The sequence below is a fragment of the Kitasatospora sp. NPDC054768 genome, assembly GCF_053612025.1.
On record NZ_JBSHBN010000042.1, the window covers coordinates 17,814 to 36,757 of the forward strand.

An 18,944-nucleotide genomic window follows, 5' to 3' on the forward strand; every position below is an offset into this window, starting at 1 on the left:
GCCGGTGGCCCGGGGGCGGTGGCCCGGTGGGGTGCTCAGCCGGCGGCCTCCCGGGCCGGCTGCCGCAGGAGGGCGAGGCGGCTGGCGGTGCGGTCGAGGTCGCGCATGAGGGCGGAGCCGGCGGGGAGGCCGGCGAGCGGGTCGGCGCCGATCAGGACCAGGCGGACGTCGCGGTCGCAGCAGACGTCGACCAGGTTGGCGAAGCGCCGGCGGCCGTCGGGGGACGCCTCGGCGAGCGGCGGGACGCCGTCGAGGACGACGGTGGGGAAGCGGTCGGCGAGTGCGAGGTAGTCCGCGACGGAGGTGAGGCCCTCGCACAGCTCCGGGAAGCCGAACCACACGTGGTCCTCGCGGACCGCCCGGGCCGGCAGCTCGCGGTGGTGGGCGGCCACCGGACCCGCCTCCTCGGGCCGGGGCGCCGTGAGGCCGGCCGAGGCCTCGTCGCCGGGGCGGAGCCGGGCGCCGAGGCCGAACCCGTGGGCGCGCTCCGACCCGGGCAGGCGCCGGAAGTCGACCTGCCCGCAGACGTCGACCACGTCCATCCGCTCCTCGATCAGCCTGATCGTCGGCTCGAAGAGGTGGTGGTACAGCGGGTCGGGCATCAGCCCGGCGGGCGGGTAGTTGGACGTGGTGACCAGGGTGATCCGCCGGTCCAGCAGGGTGTGCAGCAGACGGGCCACCAGCATCGCGTCACCCGCGTCGTGGGCGTGGAACTCGTCGAAGACCAGGACCCGGCAGTCGCCGAGCAGCTCGTCCACGGCCCGGTCCACCGCCGCGCCGTCCGCGCTGCGGCTCCCGGCGTGGTGGGCGACGCCCTCGTGCAGCCGGCGGAAGAAGTCGTGGAAGTGCAGCCGCCGCTTGCGCGGGGTCGCCAGCCCGTCGAGGAAGGTGTCCACCAGCCAGCTCTTGCCGCGGCCGACCGGGCCCCAGAGGTAGAGGTGCCGCGGACCGCGGCGCAGCCGCCAGGCCGGGTGGGCCAGCTCGCCGGCCAGCCGGCTGAGCCGCTCGACCGGGAGCTCCTGGGCGGGGTCGAGCGTGAACCCGCGCTGCCCGGCGGCCCGGTGGAAGTGCCCGCGCATCGCCTCGTACTGCTTCTGCACCCTGTCCGTCACGGGTCCGGACCCTAGCAGGGCGTCATCGGCATCCGGATCACCGGGAGTTGCCCGGTCCCGGGCCCCTTCACGGCTGGTCCGGCGCGGGACGGGACCTGACGGAGCGTCCCGCACCCGCCGGCCGCGGTTCCCGCTCCCGGGCCGTCGGCCGGTGGAAGCGGTGACGTCCGGTGGAACCGCTAGTAGTAGCCCTTCGAGCCGTCGAGGAGTTCGCGGACGATGTCGGCGTGCCCCGCGTGGCGGCCGGTCTCCTCGACGAGGTGGATCAGCATCCAGCGCAGGTTGGCGCCGCCGGCGCGGAAGCCGGGCTTGCGGCCGACGTCGTCCAGGGAGGCCGCCGCGACGATCTCGTTGCTGCGGGCGCACTGGGCCTCGTACTCCGCGAGCAGGTCGGCGAGGGGGCGGCCGTCGGTGTGCCAGTCGGCGTCCTCGGTGGACTCGTCGAAGGACGGATTCTGCTTCTGGTCGCCGCCGAGGAACATCACCTCCAGCCAGAGGTGTTCGGTCCAGCGCATGTGCGACAGGAGGCCGGCCATCGTCATGGCCGGCGAGGTCGGGACGACCGCCCGGTGCGCGTCCCGGTCGTCCAGCCCCTCGCACTTCCAGCGCAGGATCTTCCGCTGCAGGTCCAACCAGCCGATGAGCGCGGTGCGTTCGTCCGCCTGGAGTGGGGGGCGTTCCAGTTCCGATGCCATGGCGGTGCAGGCTACCGAGGCGTCACGTCGGGCGCACCGGGTTTTCCGCGTGCCGCCCGCCGCGCCGGGCGCGGGCCGGTCCGCCGGGCATGCGTGGGCACGCCGGTCGTGCGCGGGAAGTCGGCCCGGCCGACTTCCCGCTCCTGGGCCGCTCGCCGGTCGGCGGTGCGGTGCGGGTGGCCGTTCGCGGACGATGAACCGGCTTCGGGCGGAGGTCCGTTGGAGTGGAAAGGAGAACGTTCACGCCCGATCACCATCGGGGCCCCGAGTCCGGAGGCTTCTTGCATGTCGATCAACCGTAGGACCCTTCTCAGGGGCGCAGCGCTCGCGGCCACGACCGGTGCCCTGGGCATCGCCGGCTCGGGCGCGTCGGCCGTCGCCGCGCCGGACCGCCTCGTCCACCGCCCCACCGACAGGTGGATGTCGTTGCTGGGCGACAACGTGAAGCTGTCGCAGCTGACGATCCCCGGAACCCACGAGACGTGCGCGCTCTACGACGGCGGCGCCTTCGGCTTCGCCCAGTGCCAGGAGTGGCGCATCCCCCAGCAGCTCCAGGCGGGCGTGCGCTTCCTCGACATCCGGTGCCGGGTGATGGGCGACGTCTTCACCATCCACCACGACAAGATCTACCAGAACATCAACTTCGGCGACGTGCTGAACCTTTGCATCGACTTCCTGAAGTCGAACCCCCGCGAGACGATCATCATGCGGGTCAAGAAGGAGTACACCGAGGGGCAGGACTACCGGTTCAGCGAGATCTTCAACTACTACATGGACGGCATGGACGGGAAGGGCAACTACCGGCCCTGGTTCTGGCTCCCCAAGGCCGGATCGCTGCCCGGCGGGCTGCCCACGCTCGGGCAGGTGCGGGGCAAGATCGTCCCCATCATGTCGGACTTCACCTGGGGCGACGGGCGCTACGACCCGCTGCGGTGGGGGGACGACTCCCGGATCTGGCTGCAGGACGCGTGGAGCGACGGGTCCAGCCGCAAGGTCCAGCGGGTCAGGGAAGGGCTGGACACGGCGTTCTACGGCCAGAACGACGGCAAGCTCTACCTCCACTTCGCCAGCTCCAGCAGCTTCCCGGAGACCCCGTACAGGATCGCCAAGGTCGTCAATCCCTCCATCCAGGACTACCTGACGCCGCGCATCTCCCAGCGCGCGCACTACGGCGTGATCGCGATGGACTTCGTGGACGAGCGCAAGGACCTGCTGCAGATGATCGTCGACTGGAACTTCGGGCTCTGACCGCAGCCACCGGCCCCGCCGCCCCTGGGCTGGGGCGGCGGGGCCGAGGGTGGCTGTGGTCAGCGGGCGTCGAACTCGCCGGTGCGGACGGCGGTGACGAAGGCCTGCCAGGCGGAGGCGGGGAAGAGGAGGGCCGGGCCGGAGGGGTCCTTGGAGTCGCGTACGGGCATGACGCCGGCGAAGCCGTCGGCGACCTCGATGCATGCGCCGCCGTTTGTGCCGCTGTATGAACTCTTCCGCCAGGAGGCATCGGTCAGGTCGACGTCCACTCCAGGTCCCTCCTTGCTGCACGGATGAAAGCCAACGACTCGGCCCGGCCGAGGGCTTCGACCGCAAGTCGATCGTATCCCTTGGCCAGCACGGCAACTGACTTGGTATCGCGATCGATGTAGCCACGCTGCTCAATCTCGCCGTAAGCAAGAATTTTGCGCGTCGGCATGGTAAGGAGGTGCACCATGTGCGTAAGCGACCGGTCCGCGCCGAGGGTGAACGGTACTACCTGAATGATTACTTCAGGTCGATCGGCCAACTCCTCAAGCCGGAGCAACTGTTCGACCATGACGTCTCGCCCCCCGACGACCCTCCTCAGGCAGCTCTCGTCCAGCACCACGTGCACAAGCGGAGGCGTGGCCCGCTCCAGGAGCTTCTGGCGGGCGAGCCTGAACTCGATGCGTTCCTCGGCCAGTTTCGGGGTCGAAATGCCTTGCCTGACGGCACCCAGCTGGATCGCGGTCGCATACGCCCTGGTCTGTAGCAGACCGGCGATGACGTCGTTCTCGAAGATCCTGATCTGCTCCGCGAGCGCCTCGTACCGGGCGTACTCCGGAAAGCCCTCCAGGATTGCGACGTTCTTCAGCTGATACCACATCAGCATCATGGTGCCGCCCGTGTCGAGCGCGATGTCGGAGAGTTCGGCGAGCTTGCGACTCGGGGGTCGGTGTGCAAGTTCGACGTAGGACAGGTGCGAGGGGGAGCACCCGATGAGCGGGGCCAGCTCCTCCTGGAGGAGGTCCTTGGCCTCTCGGAAGGCGCGGAGTTGGATTCCGAAGGGCGCCCACGGGCTCGACTCGGGGTCGATCTTCTTCTTGTTCACGGCAGCTCTCAACTTCCCTGTGGCCCCTCGGCAAGTAGCAGGCCGCTTCCGATGCTAGGTGACCTTGCGCCACCATGTGCACAGAACGTGAAACTCCGATCGCAGAGGGTTCCCTTCCATGCACCACGACCAACTCCCTCGCCTCCACGGCTACGGCGTCCGGTTCGACACCACGGCCGACCGCTACCGGGTCCGCAACGAGCTCACCGGGGAGTGGCTGTGCCGGCCCACCGGCGAACTCGCCGCCTTCACCTTCTTCGGGGACGCCTACAGCGCCTGGCGCGCCTTCGAGGTCCACAAGCGGCCCGGGGAGAAGTGAGATGTCCACCCTCTCCCGCGCGACCGCCGAGCAGCGCCGGCAGGCCGCCGACGTCCTGGACGACCTCGCCACCGTCCTCGCCCTCGGCGGCGTCGAGTTCCCCACGCTCGAAGTCGACTGGGCGGACGGCCGCCTGACGTGCAGCTACCTCCTCCACCTCACCGCGCGCCCGCTCGACCTCCTGCGCATGGTCGACCTGCTCCGCAAGGGGCTGCGCTACGAACGCCTCACCCACGACGACTGAACATCCCCCACCGCGTCGAGAAAGCGACCTCCCCGTGCAAGACCCCCGCCTGCTCGCCAAGCCCCCCGTCTGCCGGCTCGGCTGCCTCGTCCTCGTCCGCAACCAGCGCGGCGACGTCCTGCTCGTCGACCCCGACTACATGGACGGCCTGATCCTCCCCGGCGGCTCCGCCAGGCCCAACGAGCCCCCGCACCTGGCCGCCGCCCGCCACCTCCACGCCGAGACCGGCCTCCACCTGCGCCTGAGCGACATCCTCGCCGTCGACTTCACGCCCGCCGACCGCCATCTGGAGCGCCTCACCCTGGTGTTCGACGGCGGCACCGTCCCCGACGGCACCCTCGTCACCGTCCCCGCACAGCGCCAGAGCGGCCTGTTCGGCGCCCGCTTCGTCCCCGCCCGCAGCCTCCCGGACTTCATGGCCCCCTCCCAGGCCGCCCGGGCCGCCGAGGCCCTCGCCGGCCGCTCCCTGCCCGCCCTCCTGCTCGGCCAGCGCGCCACCTGACCGGTCACGCCCCGGCCCGGCGCGGACTCCCCGCGCCGGGCCGGGGTTTTTCCGTCAGTTGTTCGAGGCGCGCCCGCGCGACACCTCGTCCGCCGGGTGGCACGGTGCCGGGCCCGCCGGGCGCCGTGCTGGCAGGATGGCGGCATGGAACGAGTAGTGGGCATCGGCGGGTACTTCCTGCGGGCCGCCGACCCTGCGGCGCTGGGCGCCTGGTACCGCGACTGCCTGGGGCTGGACGCCGACGAACACGGCCTGTGGCGCCAGGAGCCCGGGCCGACGGTCTTCGCGGCCTTCGAGTCCGGGACCGACTACTTCGGCTCCCGCACCCAGCGGACCATGCTCAACTTCCGCGTCCGCGACCTGGACGCGATGCTCGCCCAACTGCGCGCCCGGGGGGCGGACGTGGCCGAGGAGACCCAGGACATGGCGGGCGTCGGCCGGTTCGGCTGGGTCACCGACCCCGAGGGCAACCGGATCGAGCTCTGGCAGCCCGCCTGACCGGGCCGGGCCGAGACGATCATCTCCCTTCCCCGGTACGGGGGATGAGGGTTATCCGAGGGTGCTTTCTCGGGGACAACCCGGATGCCGACCCCCGGTGCCGGGCCCGAGACTCGACCCATGCGCATCACACGGGCCGGCTGGGCCGTCATGACGGTGCTCTCCACCCTCATCGTCGTCGTCTCCGCCAAGTACCTCAGCTTCGATCCGGCGGTCTTCATCGAGCAGCAGCGCGCCACCTACCTGAGTCACGAAGTGCCGCTCTACATCCACATCTTCGGCGCGCTCACCGCTCTGCTGGTGGGGCCGTGGCAGTTCTCCCGCCGCCTGCGCGAACGCCGCCCGCGCCTGCACCGCCGGATCGGCGTCACCTACCTGATCGGCTGCCTGGTCGGCGGAGCGGGCGCGCTGCTGATGGCGCCCGTCGCGTACGGGGGCGCGGTCTCCGGGACCGGCTTCGCCTGCCTGGCCGTGGCCTGGCTGGTGACCGGGGGCGCCGGGCTGCGGGCGATCCTCGACGGGCGGGTGGTCGACCACCGCCGCTGGATGGTCCGCAGTTTCGCGCTCACCTTCGCCGCCGTCACCCTGCGGCTCATGCTGGCCGTCGCCATGGCCGCGCACCTGGACTTCCGCACCTCCTACACCGCCATCGCCTGGCTGTGCTGGGTGCCCAACCTGCTGCTGGCCTGCTGGTTCACCCGCCGCCGCCCCGTCGCCGGGGCGCCGGCGTGACCGGTGCCCGGACCCGGGTGCGGACGTGGGTGGTGGAGCCGCGTCCCGGGGTCCGGACGATGCGCAGGGCGCTGCCCGAGTAGCTGACGTTCGGTTTGTCACCGGCGGCTGGAACCGGCCGAGGTGACGGCTGCTCATGTTTCCCCCGGTGACGTGTCGTTGATCGAATCGGGGAGTGCGGCCCCCGTTAGCCCGGCCGGGCAGCGGGGTTCCTCCGCCCGGGTAGCGGATGCCTTCCCCGGCGGCGGACCCGGGTGGTTCGGGTACGGATCGGGGCCGGCGCGGGGAACGGCCCGCCGTCGACACAGCCCGACCCCACACCCCAGGAGGCCGCCGTGGCCCGTACGAAGCCCCTCGTCCTGACCGCCCTCACCGCCTTCAGCGTCCTGGCCGCGAGTGCCGCCGTCGCCTTCGCCGACGGCAAGCCCGCCGGCAAGCCCAGCGTCGTGGTGCCCCACGACGAGGCCGCCGCCGACCCCGCGCTGCTGTCCGCGCACAACCAGGTCTTCGGCGACTTCGTCGACGTGGCCCCGGGCGGCAACGGGTTCGCCACCGTGACCTGTCCCTCCGGCCAGGTGCCCACCGGTGGCGGCGGCCAGACCAGCGCCTTCCGGATCTTCTTCACCGACTCCTACCCGAGCGGCAGCTCCTGGGTCGTGCGCGGCACCAACACCGGTACCGCGACGGAGTCGATCCTGGCGACCGCCGTCTGCACCACCCCCTGACCCTCGGGGTGAACGGCCCGGGTCCGGCGTTTGGGCCCGGGCCGCCGCATGTCCCGCGCACCGGGGCGGCTGTGTCGGCGGGGCCGATGTGTCGCCGGGGCCGCTGCGTCGGCGGGGTCACTGTGCCGGCGGGGTGGCTCCGCCGGTGGGCGGCCACGCCGGAGGGTCACTTCGGCGCCGGCAGCAGCCCGAGGTCGGAGACCGGACCGAGGTGGCCGAGCTTGTCCGGGTTGGACACGGCGTGGACGGCCCGCACCGCGCCGTCGGCGTCGATGTCCAGCACGATGACGCTGGCCACGCGCTGCTCGGCGTCGTACACCACCGCGCCCGGGCGGCCGTTGACCCGGGCCGGGACGAGGCGCGCGCCCAGACGGCGGACGCGGCGCAGGCCGCCGACCAGCAGCCGGGCGAGGCGACGCGGATCGGTGAGCGAGCGCGCCAGCGCGCGGGCCTTGCCGCCGCCGTCGCCCTGGAGCACCACGTCGGGGGCGAGCATGCCGAGCAGCGCGTCCAGGTCCCCGCCCTCGGCGGCCTCGAAGAAGCGGCGGGCCAGCTCCTCGCCCTGCGCGCGGTGGGCCGGGGCCGGCAGGACGGGGCCGTCCTCGGCCGCGGCCAGGCGCTTGCGGGCACGGGAGAGGATCTGACGGCAGTTCGCCTCGCTCCTGCCGACCATCTCCGCCACCTCCGGGTAGCCGTACCCGAACGCCTCGCGCAGCGTGAACACCGCGCGCTCGACGGGGGAGAGGGCCTCCAGCAGCACCAGGAACGCCATCGACAGGGTGTCCGCCAGCTCGGCGTGCTCGGCCGGGCCGGGGCGCCCGGCGGTGGTCACGACCGGCTCGGGCAGCCACTCGCCGACATAGCTCTCGCGGCGCACCCGGGCGGACTTCAGGTGGTTGATGCCCAGGCGGGTGACGGTCGTGGTCAGGTACGCCTTCGGGTCGGCGATCACGGTGCCGGCCCGCTCGGCGCGGGTGAAGCCGAGGAAGGTGTCCTGGACGAGGTCCTCGGCGTCGCCGACCGAACCCGTCATCCCGTAGGCGATGGAGAACAGCAGCGGCCGGTACCCGGCCGCGCCCGCCACATCCGTCGAACTCACCCTGGACTCCCCCTGTCCCGATCGTGGCCAGCAGGCTATCCGAGGCCTGCCGCGGCCCGCGGGCGGGTGGTGTGGCGCAGGTCACGGCGCGTGGGCGGCGCGGGGATGTCACGAAACGGCGGGCTGTCCTGTCTTCAAGGGCAGCAACGGGACCACCGACCGAGGAGCACACCATGGAACCCCGCCTGAACGCCTTCGCCAGCCCCGTCATGGGCAAGGTCTTCAAGCACCTGATCGCCGCCAACAAGCCCGTCGCCGAGTCGAGCCTGCCGTACGCCGTCCAGGAGCTGGTGCGGCTGCGCGCCAGCCAGATCAACGGCTGCGGCGCCTGCATCGACATGCACTTCAAGGAGGCCGTGCACGCCGGGGAGGACCCGGTGCGCCTCAACCTGGTCGCCGTCTGGCGCGAGGCCACCGTGTTCACCGACGCCGAGCGCGCCGCGCTGGAACTCGCCGAGGAGGGCACCCGGCTCGCGGACGCGGCCGGCGGGGTGAGCGACGAGGTGTGGGCGAACGCGGCCAAGCACTACGACGAGGAGCAGCTCGCGGCGCTGGTCTGCGTGATCGCGCTCATCAACGCCTTCAACCGGGCCAATGTGATGCTCCGCCAGCCCGGCGGCGGCTACGAGGTCGGCATGTACCAGCACTGACCCGGGTCGATCCACGAGGAGAGGGGAACGCCGTGAACGTCGCGCTGTGGATCGTCGCCGGGCTGCTGGCCGCCGTGTACCTGCTGGGCGGCGCGTTCAAGGTGGCCGTGCCGAAGGAGAGGATCGCCGCCGCCGGGGCCAGCGGCCGCTGGGTGGAGGACTTCGGCGCGGGCGGGGTGAAGGCCATCGGCGCCGTCGAGGTGCTGGCGGCGGCGGGGCTGGTCCTGCCCGCCGTGCTCGGCATCGCGCCGGTGTTCGTGCCGCTGGCGGCCGTCGGGCTGGTGCTGCTGATGGCCGGGGCGGCGACCGTGCGGATGCGCCGCCGGGAGTACCGGCTGGTGGCGGTGGACGCGGTCTACATCCTGCTGGCCGCCTTCGTCGCCTGGGGCCGCTTCGGGCCCGAGCCCTTCCTCGCCTGACCGGCCGGGCAGGTCCGGTGGGAAGACCGGGGCCGCTCGACGGTACGGCCGCCGCGAGGGCGCGGCGCCGTACCGCCGAGCGGCCCCGGCGGCCGTTCACCGGTCGCCCGGACCGGGCGGGTGCGAGTGGCCTACCATGTCCCACTGATGATCATCTCGTAGCCGCACCCGGTGTACGGGGAGCAGGCCGAAGGGGACGGGTATGGAGATCGGGCTCGCGGACACCATTCGGGCGCTTCGGCAGGAGCTTGCCACCGCGATGGCCGACGGCGAGGGCTCGCCGGTGCGGCTGCGCGTCAACTCGGTCAAGCTCGATGTCGAGGTCGCCGTCACCGCCTCGGCCGAGGTCGAGGGCGGGGTCAAGTTCTGGGTGGTCTCCGGCGGGGCCAAGGCCGCCGGCGCCAGGACCGCCACCCACACGGTGTCGCTGGAACTGACGGCCGAGACCGAGCAGGGCGGTGCGGTGCTGACCAACTCCGAGGCCGGGATCCTGCTGCCCGACTGACGCCGGGCGGCGCCCGGCGGACGGCGGTAGTCACCACCGGGGAGGCTTTGCGGAACGGTCCGAACGGCTGGTGGGGGACAGGGCATGCGGCGCGGCCCGAACGGCATGCTGAGCAGGGTGGTCATGGTCGCCCGACGGGACCGGACGACCGGCGGGACGCGGTTCCTCGCCTCGGGCTTCCTGCTCGCGAGCGGTCTCGCACTCTCCGTGCGCCACGCCTTCGAGGACTCCGAGCGCTACGCCTACGAGGTCCGTCCGGCGGCCGGAACGGCCGGCGGGAGCGGCAAACCCGTCGCCGTCGACCTGGTGGTGAGCCACCAGGACCCCTCCCTCGACCTGGCCCTGCTCGTGCTGGCCGAGGACCACGGCGACCTGCCGCCGATCCGGCTCGGCGTCGCGCCCACCCGGCTCGGCCGCATCGCGTTCACCGCGGTCGGCTTCCCGGACTTCGCCATCGACCGGATGCGGCCGACCACCCGGCAGATCGACGGCGACGTGCTGCTCGGCTCCTTCCTGGGCCGTGCCGACCTGGAACTGTCGCTGACCTCCCCGCCCCCCGAGGCGCCCCCCGCGGCGCCCACCGACCGGCCCGGCCCGGCATCACCGTGGACGGGCTTCTCCGGCGCCGGCGTGTTCACCCGCGACGACGTACTGCTGGGCGTGTGCAGCAGCCACCACACCCGCGGGGGGACCGCGAGCCTGACGGCCACCGGCTTCCAGGGGCTGTCCGAGGACCCCAGGTTCGTCCGCTACCTCCGCGCCCATGACGTCGACCCGGACCCGGTCGCGGTGACCGACCACGAGGAGTCCGCGCAACGCCTGCGGGAGATCCACACCCACGACGAGGTCGTCCGGGGACTGCACGGACGCGAGACCCGCCTCGTGGACGACCGCCTCTCCTTCGTCAGCCCCGGCCCCCTCCACGAGGCCCAGCCGCGGAACCTGCTGCGCCGTCTCTCGACACCGGACCCGCGAGGCGTCCTCCTGGTCGGACAGGCCGGCGCGGGAAAGACCCGGACCTGCTTCGAGGTCGCGCAGGCCGCCCACCTCGACGGCTGGCAGGTCCTCCACCTCCAGGCGAACAACTCCGTGACGGTGGACGACCTCTCGCGGGTCGTGCGCGAGGCCGAACGGCCCCGGGTCCTGCTCGTCCTCGACTCCCTCGACACCTGCGCCCAGCTGGACCTGCGGGCACTCGTCAACGCCCTGCTGCCCGAGGCCAAACGGTGCGGCGTCCACGTCGCGGCCCTCGCCTCGACCCGTCCGGGAGCACGCCACCGGCTCCACCAGCGCGGTGCCGGGCTCCTCTTCGACGAGGTCCTGCTGCGCCAGGACGAGGACCACCGGACCACGGTGATCACGCACATCCTTCGTGAAGTCGCCCCGCAAGCGCTCCAGCGGTGGGGGGAGGAGGAACTCGCACGGGCCTGCGGGCGCCGTCCGGTCATCGCCCTGCTCATCGCCGACGCCCTCGAACGCCGGATCCGCGCCGGCCACCTTGCCCCGGACCTCGCGCGGGTGCGCCCCGGTGAACTGGTCAGCTGGATCCGGGAGGGAATCCGGCAGGACTCGCTGACCCCCGTCGGCACCGGGGACGCGACCGGCCCGCTGGCCACCGCCCTGCCCGACCTCGCCCACCTGGCCTTCGCCACGGCGGTCAGCATCTGCCCGCAGCCCCGCCCGGCCGTGGAGGAGGCGCTCGACGCGCTGCTCGACGCCCACCCCTCCACCGCCGCGGGCGTCATGGGCGCACGGCACGTCACCGACACCCTGGTCTCGCTGGGGTGGATGGACGAGTCCGAGGGCGAACTCCACGTCGTCCACGACATCGTGACGGACGAACTGGTCCTCCACTCCCTCCTTCCGCCACCGGGCTGGAGCATCCACGGCGCATCCGCCGAAACGCTGTTCGACGCCACGTCCCGGCACTCCCGCTCGTTCGCCCTGTTCACCGGCCATCTGCAGCGGCTGGCCTCCGACCTGGACGGGCCGGGAACGGGCCACCGGGCCGGCGCACTGGAGCGCTTCTGCCGGGACTGGGCCACCCGCAACGCCGTCAGGCTGGGAAAGCTGCTGGAGCACGCGGGCCGGGACGGCGAGCAGGCGCTGCTCGCCATGACCCTCGACCCGCCCTGGAAGTCCGCGGCCCTGGAGACCTGGGACGCGCTGGTCCGCCCCTGGCTGATCCGGGCCGAACTCGACCACGCCGCACGGCCGTTCCTCTCGGCGGCCCTCGGTGATCCGCAGAACGTGCCGCAGCCGCTGATCTCGGCCTCGCTGTCCTGGCTGTCCCGGCGGGCCGGGCAGACCGACGCCGACCACGTCATCCAGGCGCTCCTGGAGCGGGACGACCTCTCCTGCGGCCAGGAGCGGCTGGCCGTGGACCACGCCCTGGAGTGGGTCCGCGGACACGCCGGCTGGCGCTCCACCCCGCTGGTCCTCAAACAGCTGCTCAAGCGGGACCACGACACACCCACCCGCGCTCGGGTGGTCCAGTGCGCCTTCGACTGGCTGAGCCCGCGCCGCCCGTCCGAGGCGAGCGCCGCCGTCCTGCAACACCTGCTGACGTACGGGAACCCGGTGGGGGAGCAGCGGGAGGAGGCCGTCCGCCGCACCCTCGCCTGGTTCGCCGATCACCGTGACGCCGCCGGCACACTGCGGGCCGCGTCGCTCCTGCGTACGCTCCTGAGCCACCCCGCGCTGACGGCGCCCGAGGAGCACGCGGCGCTCGAACGGGGCCTCGACTGGCTCGCGGAGCACCATGCCGAGGTCCCCACCGCGGGCGCGGTGCTCCGCGTCGTCCTGGAGTGCCACAGGCTCACCCCCGGCCAGGCGCGGCGGGTGACCCGCTACGTCGAGGTCTGGAGCAGGCTCCATCCCGCCAGCCCGCACCGCAGCCACGTCCTGCGCGTCCTGCTGGCCAGCGAAGGCACCGGCACCGGCACCGGCACCGGCGAAGGCACCGGCGCGGGCACCGGCGCGGGCACCGGACTGCTGCACCAGCTGGCCGGCGACCCCGCCGACCCGGCGGCGGCCGTCGCACTGCAACGACTGCTCGAACACCCGCTGACTCCCGAGGAGGCCCGCCCCCTCATCTCCCGGGCGTTCCGGTGGCTGGAGCTGAACGAGACCTCCGCCGACCGCCGACGCGTCCTCCAGGCCCTGCTGTGGCGGAGGGAACTGACCGGAGAGCAGCTCACCGAGGTGGCCGACCTGGTGGTGGCGGAGCTCCGCGCCGCTCCCGCCCAGCCGGCCCTCCTCGGCTCGCTCCTCGGCCGCCGCACCGGACTGCGGCCCGACCAGGCCCGGTTCGGAATCGACCTCGCGATCGACCTGTGCGCCGTCCACACCACCTTCCACTTCCAACGGCCGTTCCTGTGCCCGCTCCTGAGGCGCCCGGACCTGACCCCCGAACAGGCCTCCCGGGCGGTGGCGCTGGGACTGGAGCGGCTCTCGGCGAACTTCAGCAACAAGACCCGGGAGATCCTCTGCGCCCTGCTGGAACGGCGGGACCTCTCCCCGGCCCAGCTGTCCCTGCTCCTGAGGCACACGACGGACTGGCTGGCCAGGCGTGGCTCGACGCCGAGGGCCCCCTTCGTCCTGCTGCACCTGCTGGAGCGCGACGACCTGCCGGCCGGGATCGAGCAGGAGGCTCTGCGCAGGGCCCGGGAGGCACTCCTGGCGTACCCGGACGCCCTGCCGGCGCAGCGCCTGCGCGCCCGGCTGGCCGGCCGCGGCCCGGCCGGGACCTGAGCGCAGGACAGCAGGCCCGGCGGGTCCCGGTCGGCGCTGTTCAGCCCAGCACCGCCGCCACCGCGCGCGGCGTCCAGTGCCCGGCCGCGCCCGGGCGGGTGGCGAGGTAGCCGGCCGCGCGCCAGGGGCCCCAGCCGTGGGACTCGGCCAGGCCGGCGGCCAGGGTGCGCAGGTAGGGCGGGGTGGGGGCGTTGAGATCGGCGCCGGCCACGCCCCGGGAGGCGGTGAAGGTCAGCAGCGGGTGGCCGTCCGACTCGCCGACGTGCAGCAGGGTTTCGTAGCGGCCCGGGCCCAGCTCGGCGCGCCCGGTGGTGAGCGCCGGGACGAGGTCGAGGTCGGTGCCGGGAGGCCGGCGCATCTCCTGGGCGGCGATGTCGCTGAACTGACCGACCGTCACCAGATAGGCACGGCAAGGCACTTCGCCGACGGTGGCCGGATCGTAGAAGGCCGAGCCGCCGCCCCAGGTGAGCGAGTGCCCGGCGAAGTAGAGCGTGCCCGGCAGCACGGTGGCCACCGCCCGGCGCGGCGGGCGCGGATCGCGGCAGCCGGGCTGGGTCCGCGCCCCGCCGTCCGGGCGCCCGCCGCGCAGGTAGCAGGCGAGGCGGGCGGCGTGCAGGTTCGAGCCGTACGCCACGTACCAGACGAGCGCGCTCCCGTTCCGGCCGGCGGCGCTTGTCCGCGGCCCCTCGTCCTCGGCGCAATGCCCGGCCGATTCCCGGCCCGAGGGGTCCTTGCCCGGCCCGCTCACAGGAGCGAGCCGCGGAGAGGTGTGCGAAAGGATCCCACACGAAGATGTGAAAACCGTGAACAGTCCGATGATCCGACCAGAACCCCCCGATCCGGTAGCGACCCCCTCGCCACCGGTAGCGTTCCGGACGCCATGGTGTTCACCACCCTTCCCCCTACCGTCGCGCCGTTCCGGTATTCGGCGATTACTCTTCACCAGCGGAAATGAGCGAAAACCCGCGAAATGTCATTCGATTCATACCGTTGCTGTTCCCATGTGGCATCGATGATGAGAATTCCCTTTGATCGAACCTTCGCTGCATCCAGCCGACTCCCCGCAGAGTCATGGTGAGTGGGCGCCCTCCCGCAGGTGACAACCGGGTCACCCGGCGTCACACCCGTACACCCGTACACCCGTACGCGCCCCCAGGACCCCGGAGCCAAGGAAACCCATCCATGGACGCACGCCACGACACGGCCGGCCCAGGCACGCTGCACCGCCCCCACCAGGGCCCCGCGGCCGGCTGGCCGGTGGCCCAGGCCGCCCACCCCCGCAGCCTGCTCGACATCGTCGCCGCCACCGCCGACGCCCACCCCCACGCGCCCGCGCTCGACACCGGCGACACCGTCCTCGACTACCGCGCCCTGCTCCACGAGGTCGACACCCTCGCCGGGCAACTGGCCGGCCACGGCATCGGCCGCGGCGACCGCGTCGGGATCCGCATCCCCTCCGGCACCGCCGACCTCTACATCGCCGTCCTCGCCGTGCTGCGCTGCGGCGCCGCCTACGTCCCCGTCGACGCCGACGACCCCGACGAGCGCGCCGGGATGATCTGGCAGGACGCCGCCGTCTGCGCCGTCCTCGGCCCCGGCCGCGGCCTCCACCCCGGCGCCGCCGCCCACCCCGGCGGCCGCCCCGCCCGGCCCGGCCCCGCCGACGACGCCTGGATCATCTTCACCTCCGGCACCACCGGCCGCCCCAAGGGCGTCGCCGTCACCCACCGCTCCGCCGCCGCCTTCGTCGACGCCGAGGCCCGCCTCTTCCTCACCCACCGGCCGCTCGGCCCCGGCGACCGCGTCCTCGCCGGCCTCTCCGTGGCCTTCGACGCCTCCTGCGAGGAGATGTGGCTGGCCTGGCGCCACGGCGCCTGCCTCGTCCCCGCCCCCCGCGCCCTGGTCAAGGCCGGCACCGACCTCGGCCCCTGGCTCGTGACCCGGCGCATCACCGCCGTCTCCACCGTCCCCACCCTGCTCGCCCTGTGGCCGCAGGAATGCCTGGACGCCGTCCGCCTGATCATCGTCGGCGGCGAGGCCTGCCCCGCCGAACTCGTCGAACGCCTCGCCGTCGACGGCCGCGAATTCTGGAACACCTACGGCCCCACCGAGACCACCGTCGTCGCCACCGCCGCCCGCCTGCTCCCCGGCGAGCCCGTACGCATCGGCGCCCCCCTCGACGGCTGGGAGATCGCCGTCGTCGACCGGGCCGGAAACCCCGTCCCCTGGCACGCCAGCGGCGAACTGCTCATCACCGGCGTCGGCACCGCCCGCTACCTCGACCCCGCCAAGGACGCCGAGAAGTTCAGCGCCCACCCCGCCCTCGCCTCACCCCGCGTCTACCGCAGCGGCGACCTCGTGCGCAACGACCCCGAAGGCCTCGTCTTCCTCGGCCGCGCCGACGACCAGGTCAAACTCGGCGGCCGCCGCATCGAACTCGGCGAGATCGACGCCGCCCTCCAGGCCCTGCCCGGCATCCGCGCCGCCGCCGCGGCCGTCCGCAGGACCCCCGCCGGCGCCGACCTGCTCGTCGGCTACCTCGTCGCCCACCCCGGCACCACCCCCGACCTCACCACCGCCCGCCACCGGCTCCTGGAACGCCTGCCCGCCCCGCTGGTGCCCGTCCTCGCCCTCGTCGACTCCCTGCCCACCCGCACCTCCGGCAAGGTCGACCGCGGCGCCCTGCCCTGGCCGCTCGCCACCACCGGCACCGCCCCCGCCGCCCAGGCCCTCGACGGCACCGCCGGCCTGCTCGCCGGCCACTGGGAACGCCTGCTCGGCGCCACCCCCGGCCCCGACGACGACTTCTTCGCCCTCGGCGGCTCCAGCCTCACCGCCGCCCACCTCGTCTCCGAACTGCGCACCCGTCACAACGGCGTCTCCGTCGCCGACCTGTACGCCCACCCCGTCCTCGCCGACCTCGCCGCCCACCTCGACACCCTCACCCCCACCACCGCACCCGAGGACACGGCCACCACCACCGCCGTCCGCGGCCGCGCCGTGCGCCGCACCCCCCGCAGCGCCGGCCTCTGGCAGACCCTCCTGCTCCTCGGCATGTTCTCCCTCGCCGGACTGCGCTGGATCCTCGTCCTGATCGCCCTCGACAACCTCACCGGCAGCGACCTCGCCTGGGCCCCCCACAGCTCCTGGTGGCCCGTCGCCGCCGGCCTGCTCCTCCTCTACAGCGCCCCCGGCCGCACCCTGCTCGCCGCCACCGGCGCCCGCCTGCTCACCGCCGGCATCCGCCCCGGCAGCCACCCCCGCGGCGGCCACGTCCACCTGCGCCTGTGGGCCGCCGAACGCTACACCGCCATGTTCGGCACCGCCGCCCTCGCCGGCACCCCCTGGGCCCCCCGCTACGCCAAGGCCCTCGGCTGCCGCGTCGGCCCCGGCGTCCAACTCCACACCCTGCCCCCCGTCACCGGCCTCGCCCGCCTCGGCGCCCACGCCTGCGTCGAACCCGAAGCCGACCTCGCCGGCTGGTGGCTCGACGGCGACACCCTCCACCTCGGCCGCATCGACATCGGCGAAGGCGCCCGCATCGGCCACCGCGCCACCCTCATGCCCGGCGCCCGCATCGGCGCCCGCGCCGAGATCGCCCCCGGCTCCTGCGTCACCGCCACCACCCCCGTCCCACCCGGCGCACACTGGACCGGCTCCCCGGCCCGCCCCGCCACCGAAGCCCCCGCCGACTGGCCCACCGCCACCGCCCCCGCCCCCCGCCGCTGGAACCTCGCCTACGGCGCCGGCTTCACCGTCCTCGGCCTCGTCCCGATCATCGCCGCCCTGCCCGCCCTGCTCATCGTCTACCCGATGATCGACACCGACGCCACCCTGTCCGGCGCCCTCGTCCAGCTCCTGCCCGCCACCGTCCCCCTCGCCGCCCTCACCATCACCTGCTACGCCACCCTCATAGCGCTCCTCGTCCGCCTCCTGTCCCGCCCGCTGCGCCCCGGCTTCCACCCCGCCACCGGCCACGTTGCCTTCTGCGCCTGGGCCGTCAGCCGCCTCGCCGACACCGCCCGGCGCACCCTCTTCCCCTTCTACGCCAGCCTCTTCACCCCCGTGTGGCTGCGCCTGCTCGGCGCCCGCGTCGGCCGCCGCGTCGAAGCCTCCACCGTGCTCGCCCTGCCCGGCCTGATGCGGGTCGACGACGGCGCCTTCCTCGCCGACGACACCCTCGTCGCCCCCTACGAACTGCGCGGCGGCTGGCTCCACCTCGGCCCCGCCCACATCGGACGCCGCTCCTTCGTCGGCAACTCCGGCATCGTCGGCCCCGACCGCCACCTGCCCGACAACTCCCTCGTCGGCGTACTGTCCGACACCCCCGCCCACGCCCCCGAAGGCTCCTCCTGGCTCGGCCGCCCCGCCTTCGCCCTGCCCCGCGTCGCCGACACCGGCACCGAAGGCCGCACCTACGACCCGCCCCGGCGCCTGATGTGGGCGCGCGCCGGCGTCGAACTGTGCCGGCTGCTGCCCATCGTCCTCGCCGCCCTGCTCGGCGACCTCGTCCTCGCCGCCCTCCAGGCACTGCGCGACGACTACGGGCTCGGCGCCGCCCTCGGCGCCGCCGGACTCGTCCTGATCGCCGCCGCCGTCACCGCCTGCGCCCTCACCACCGCCGCCAAATGGCTGCTCGTCGGACGCTTCCGCGTCGCCGAACACCCCCTGTGGTCCTCCTTCGTATGGCGCAACGAGCTCTACGACACCTTCGTCGAGGAACTCGCCATGCCCTTCGGCGGCCACACCATCACCGGCACCCCCTACCTGAACGTGTGGCTGCGCAGCCTCGGCGCCCGCATCGGACGCGGCGTGTGGTGCGAGACCCACTGGCTGCCCGAGACCGACCTGGTCACCGTCGAGGCCGGCGCCAGCGTCAACCGCGGCACCGTCCTGCAGACCCACCTCTTCCACGACCGGGTGATGCGCCTGGGCCCCGTCCACCTCGCCGCCGGCTCCACCACCGGCCCGCACTCCATCGTGCTGCTCAACTCCTCCCTCGGCGCCGGCACCACCGTCGGCCCGGCCTCCCTCGTCATGCGCGGCGAGAACGTCCCCGACGGCGGGCACTGGCTCGGCAACCCCGTCGCCGCCTGGAACGCCGACCCCACCCCGCCCGCCGGACGGCGCCGCCGCCGGGCCGCCGCCGGGGTGTGACGCGGATCACCTTCGCGGGGCGATGAGTTCGCGGTGGGGGGGGGGGGGTGGGGCGGGAAGGGCGCCCGTAGGTTTGCCCCGGGGGGGGGGCCCCGCGCGGGGACGCCCCCCCCCCGGGCGGCCCCCCCCCCCCCCCCACGGTCGGTGGCGGCGGCCCGGGATCCCCAGTAGCCGCTCATCGAGATGCCGAACA

Annotated in this window: 18 protein-coding genes; 12 read left to right on the top strand and 6 right to left on the bottom strand. The window is 73.7% G+C overall.

Annotated features, from left to right (window positions below; all coding sequences use genetic code 11):
* Nucleotides 1-35 precede the first annotated feature (35 nt).
* The gene (gene zapE / locus ACWGKU_RS15520) at nucleotides 36-1,112 is read right to left on the bottom strand and encodes a cell division protein ZapE (protein ID WP_401044138.1); all 1,077 of its coding nucleotides are present in this window, start codon (nucleotides 1,110-1,112) and stop codon (nucleotides 36-38) included.
* Nucleotides 1,113-1,291: 179 nt separating this feature from the next.
* On the bottom strand, nucleotides 1,292-1,807 hold the full coding sequence (locus tag ACWGKU_RS15525; protein WP_401044135.1) for a DinB family protein: 516 nt from the start codon (nucleotides 1,805-1,807) through the stop codon (nucleotides 1,292-1,294).
* 285 nt (nucleotides 1,808-2,092) lie between these two features.
* Here ACWGKU_RS15525 and ACWGKU_RS15530 point away from each other — a divergent pair, with 285 nt between their 5' ends.
* Nucleotides 2,093-3,055, top strand: coding sequence for a phosphatidylinositol-specific phospholipase C (locus ACWGKU_RS15530; RefSeq protein WP_401044132.1), 963 nt, complete (start codon nucleotides 2,093-2,095; stop codon nucleotides 3,053-3,055).
* A 59-nt stretch (nucleotides 3,056-3,114) separates the two neighbouring features.
* Here ACWGKU_RS15530 and ACWGKU_RS15535 read toward each other — a convergent pair whose 3' ends face one another.
* Complete coding sequence (locus ACWGKU_RS15535) at nucleotides 3,115-3,324, bottom strand: DUF397 domain-containing protein (RefSeq protein WP_452180057.1); 210 nt, start codon at nucleotides 3,322-3,324, stop codon at nucleotides 3,115-3,117.
* Nucleotides 3,309-4,148, bottom strand: a complete 840-nt coding sequence (locus ACWGKU_RS15540; RefSeq protein WP_452180056.1) for a helix-turn-helix domain-containing protein — start codon at nucleotides 4,146-4,148, stop codon at nucleotides 3,309-3,311. The genes ACWGKU_RS15535 and ACWGKU_RS15540 overlap by 16 nt, the downstream gene beginning before the upstream one ends.
* A gap of 118 nt (nucleotides 4,149-4,266) precedes the next feature.
* Between ACWGKU_RS15540 and ACWGKU_RS15545 the strand changes: the two genes are divergently transcribed.
* The 6 genes from ACWGKU_RS15545 (at nucleotide 4,267) to ACWGKU_RS15570 (ending at nucleotide 7,168) form a co-directional block, all read left to right on the top strand.
* Nucleotides 4,267-4,467 carry a hypothetical protein gene (locus ACWGKU_RS15545; protein ID WP_452180055.1) on the top strand — a complete coding sequence of 67 codons (201 nt, stop codon included), beginning with the start codon at nucleotides 4,267-4,269 and terminating at the stop codon, nucleotides 4,465-4,467.
* Nucleotide 4,468: 1 nt separating this feature from the next.
* Nucleotides 4,469-4,711: a hypothetical protein gene (locus ACWGKU_RS15550; protein WP_452180054.1), complete on the top strand. Its 243-nt coding sequence runs from the start codon at nucleotides 4,469-4,471 to the stop codon at nucleotides 4,709-4,711.
* A 34-nt stretch (nucleotides 4,712-4,745) separates the two neighbouring features.
* The gene (locus tag ACWGKU_RS15555) at nucleotides 4,746-5,213 is read left to right on the top strand and encodes an NUDIX domain-containing protein (protein WP_452180053.1); all 468 of its coding nucleotides are present in this window, start codon (nucleotides 4,746-4,748) and stop codon (nucleotides 5,211-5,213) included.
* Nucleotides 5,214-5,357: 144 nt separating this feature from the next.
* On the top strand, nucleotides 5,358-5,711 hold the full coding sequence (locus ACWGKU_RS15560; RefSeq protein ID WP_359906643.1) for a VOC family protein: 354 nt from the start codon (nucleotides 5,358-5,360) through the stop codon (nucleotides 5,709-5,711).
* A 120-nt stretch (nucleotides 5,712-5,831) separates the two neighbouring features.
* Nucleotides 5,832-6,443 (top strand): DUF2306 domain-containing protein, encoded by a 612-nt coding sequence (locus ACWGKU_RS15565; RefSeq protein ID WP_452180052.1) that lies wholly within the window; start codon nucleotides 5,832-5,834, stop codon nucleotides 6,441-6,443.
* Nucleotides 6,444-6,778: 335 nt separating this feature from the next.
* Nucleotides 6,779-7,168 (top strand): hypothetical protein, encoded by a 390-nt coding sequence (locus tag ACWGKU_RS15570; protein ID WP_401053144.1) that lies wholly within the window; start codon nucleotides 6,779-6,781, stop codon nucleotides 7,166-7,168.
* Between the two features lie 166 nt (nucleotides 7,169-7,334).
* Here the strand turns inward: ACWGKU_RS15570 and sigJ are convergent, their stop codons facing one another.
* A complete protein-coding gene (sigJ, locus tag ACWGKU_RS15575) occupies nucleotides 7,335-8,267 on the bottom strand; it encodes an RNA polymerase sigma factor SigJ (RefSeq protein ID WP_452180051.1) in 933 nt (310 codons plus the stop codon).
* A gap of 173 nt (nucleotides 8,268-8,440) precedes the next feature.
* On the opposite strand from sigJ, the gene ACWGKU_RS15580 reads away from it, so the two are divergent.
* The 4 genes from ACWGKU_RS15580 (at nucleotide 8,441) to ACWGKU_RS15595 (ending at nucleotide 13,594) form a co-directional block, all read left to right on the top strand.
* Nucleotides 8,441-8,917: a carboxymuconolactone decarboxylase family protein gene (locus ACWGKU_RS15580; protein ID WP_452180050.1), complete on the top strand. Its 477-nt coding sequence runs from the start codon at nucleotides 8,441-8,443 to the stop codon at nucleotides 8,915-8,917.
* Between the two features lie 32 nt (nucleotides 8,918-8,949).
* A complete protein-coding gene (locus ACWGKU_RS15585) occupies nucleotides 8,950-9,336 on the top strand; it encodes a DoxX family protein (protein ID WP_401053150.1) in 387 nt (128 codons plus the stop codon).
* 202 nt (nucleotides 9,337-9,538) lie between these two features.
* On the top strand, nucleotides 9,539-9,841 hold the full coding sequence (locus ACWGKU_RS15590) for a trypco2 family protein (RefSeq protein ID WP_359906629.1): 303 nt from the start codon (nucleotides 9,539-9,541) through the stop codon (nucleotides 9,839-9,841).
* Nucleotides 9,842-9,925: 84 nt separating this feature from the next.
* Nucleotides 9,926-13,594, top strand: coding sequence for a serine protease (locus tag ACWGKU_RS15595; protein WP_452179830.1), 3,669 nt, complete (start codon nucleotides 9,926-9,928; stop codon nucleotides 13,592-13,594).
* 40 nt (nucleotides 13,595-13,634) lie between these two features.
* Here the strand turns inward: ACWGKU_RS15595 and ACWGKU_RS15600 are convergent, their stop codons facing one another.
* The gene (locus ACWGKU_RS15600) at nucleotides 13,635-14,228 is read right to left on the bottom strand and encodes a histone deacetylase (protein WP_452179829.1); all 594 of its coding nucleotides are present in this window, start codon (nucleotides 14,226-14,228) and stop codon (nucleotides 13,635-13,637) included.
* A gap of 548 nt (nucleotides 14,229-14,776) precedes the next feature.
* On the opposite strand from ACWGKU_RS15600, the gene ACWGKU_RS15605 reads away from it, so the two are divergent.
* The gene (locus ACWGKU_RS15605) at nucleotides 14,777-18,751 is read left to right on the top strand and encodes a Pls/PosA family non-ribosomal peptide synthetase (protein WP_452179828.1); all 3,975 of its coding nucleotides are present in this window, start codon (nucleotides 14,777-14,779) and stop codon (nucleotides 18,749-18,751) included.
* Nucleotides 18,752-18,944 lie beyond the last annotated feature (193 nt).

Excerpts from the sequence above, each read along its gene's own strand:
- ACWGKU_RS15525 (WP_401044135.1), bottom strand. The coding sequence starts at position 1,807 with ATGGCATCGGAACTGGAACGCCCCCCACTCCAGGCGGACGAACGCACC.
- ACWGKU_RS15530 (WP_401044132.1), top strand. The coding sequence starts at position 2,093 with ATGTCGATCAACCGTAGGACCCTTCTCAGGGGCGCAGCGCTCGCGGCC.
- ACWGKU_RS15545 (WP_452180055.1), top strand. The coding sequence starts at position 4,267 with ATGCACCACGACCAACTCCCTCGCCTCCACGGCTACGGCGTCCGGTTC.
- ACWGKU_RS15550 (WP_452180054.1), top strand. The coding sequence starts at position 4,469 with ATGTCCACCCTCTCCCGCGCGACCGCCGAGCAGCGCCGGCAGGCCGCC.
- ACWGKU_RS15560 (WP_359906643.1), top strand. The coding sequence starts at position 5,358 with ATGGAACGAGTAGTGGGCATCGGCGGGTACTTCCTGCGGGCCGCCGAC.
- ACWGKU_RS15565 (WP_452180052.1), top strand. The coding sequence starts at position 5,832 with ATGCGCATCACACGGGCCGGCTGGGCCGTCATGACGGTGCTCTCCACC.
- ACWGKU_RS15580 (WP_452180050.1), top strand. The coding sequence starts at position 8,441 with ATGGAACCCCGCCTGAACGCCTTCGCCAGCCCCGTCATGGGCAAGGTC.
- ACWGKU_RS15590 (WP_359906629.1), top strand. The coding sequence starts at position 9,539 with ATGGAGATCGGGCTCGCGGACACCATTCGGGCGCTTCGGCAGGAGCTT.
- ACWGKU_RS15595 (WP_452179830.1), top strand. The coding sequence starts at position 9,926 with ATGCGGCGCGGCCCGAACGGCATGCTGAGCAGGGTGGTCATGGTCGCC.
- ACWGKU_RS15605 (WP_452179828.1), top strand. The coding sequence starts at position 14,777 with ATGGACGCACGCCACGACACGGCCGGCCCAGGCACGCTGCACCGCCCC.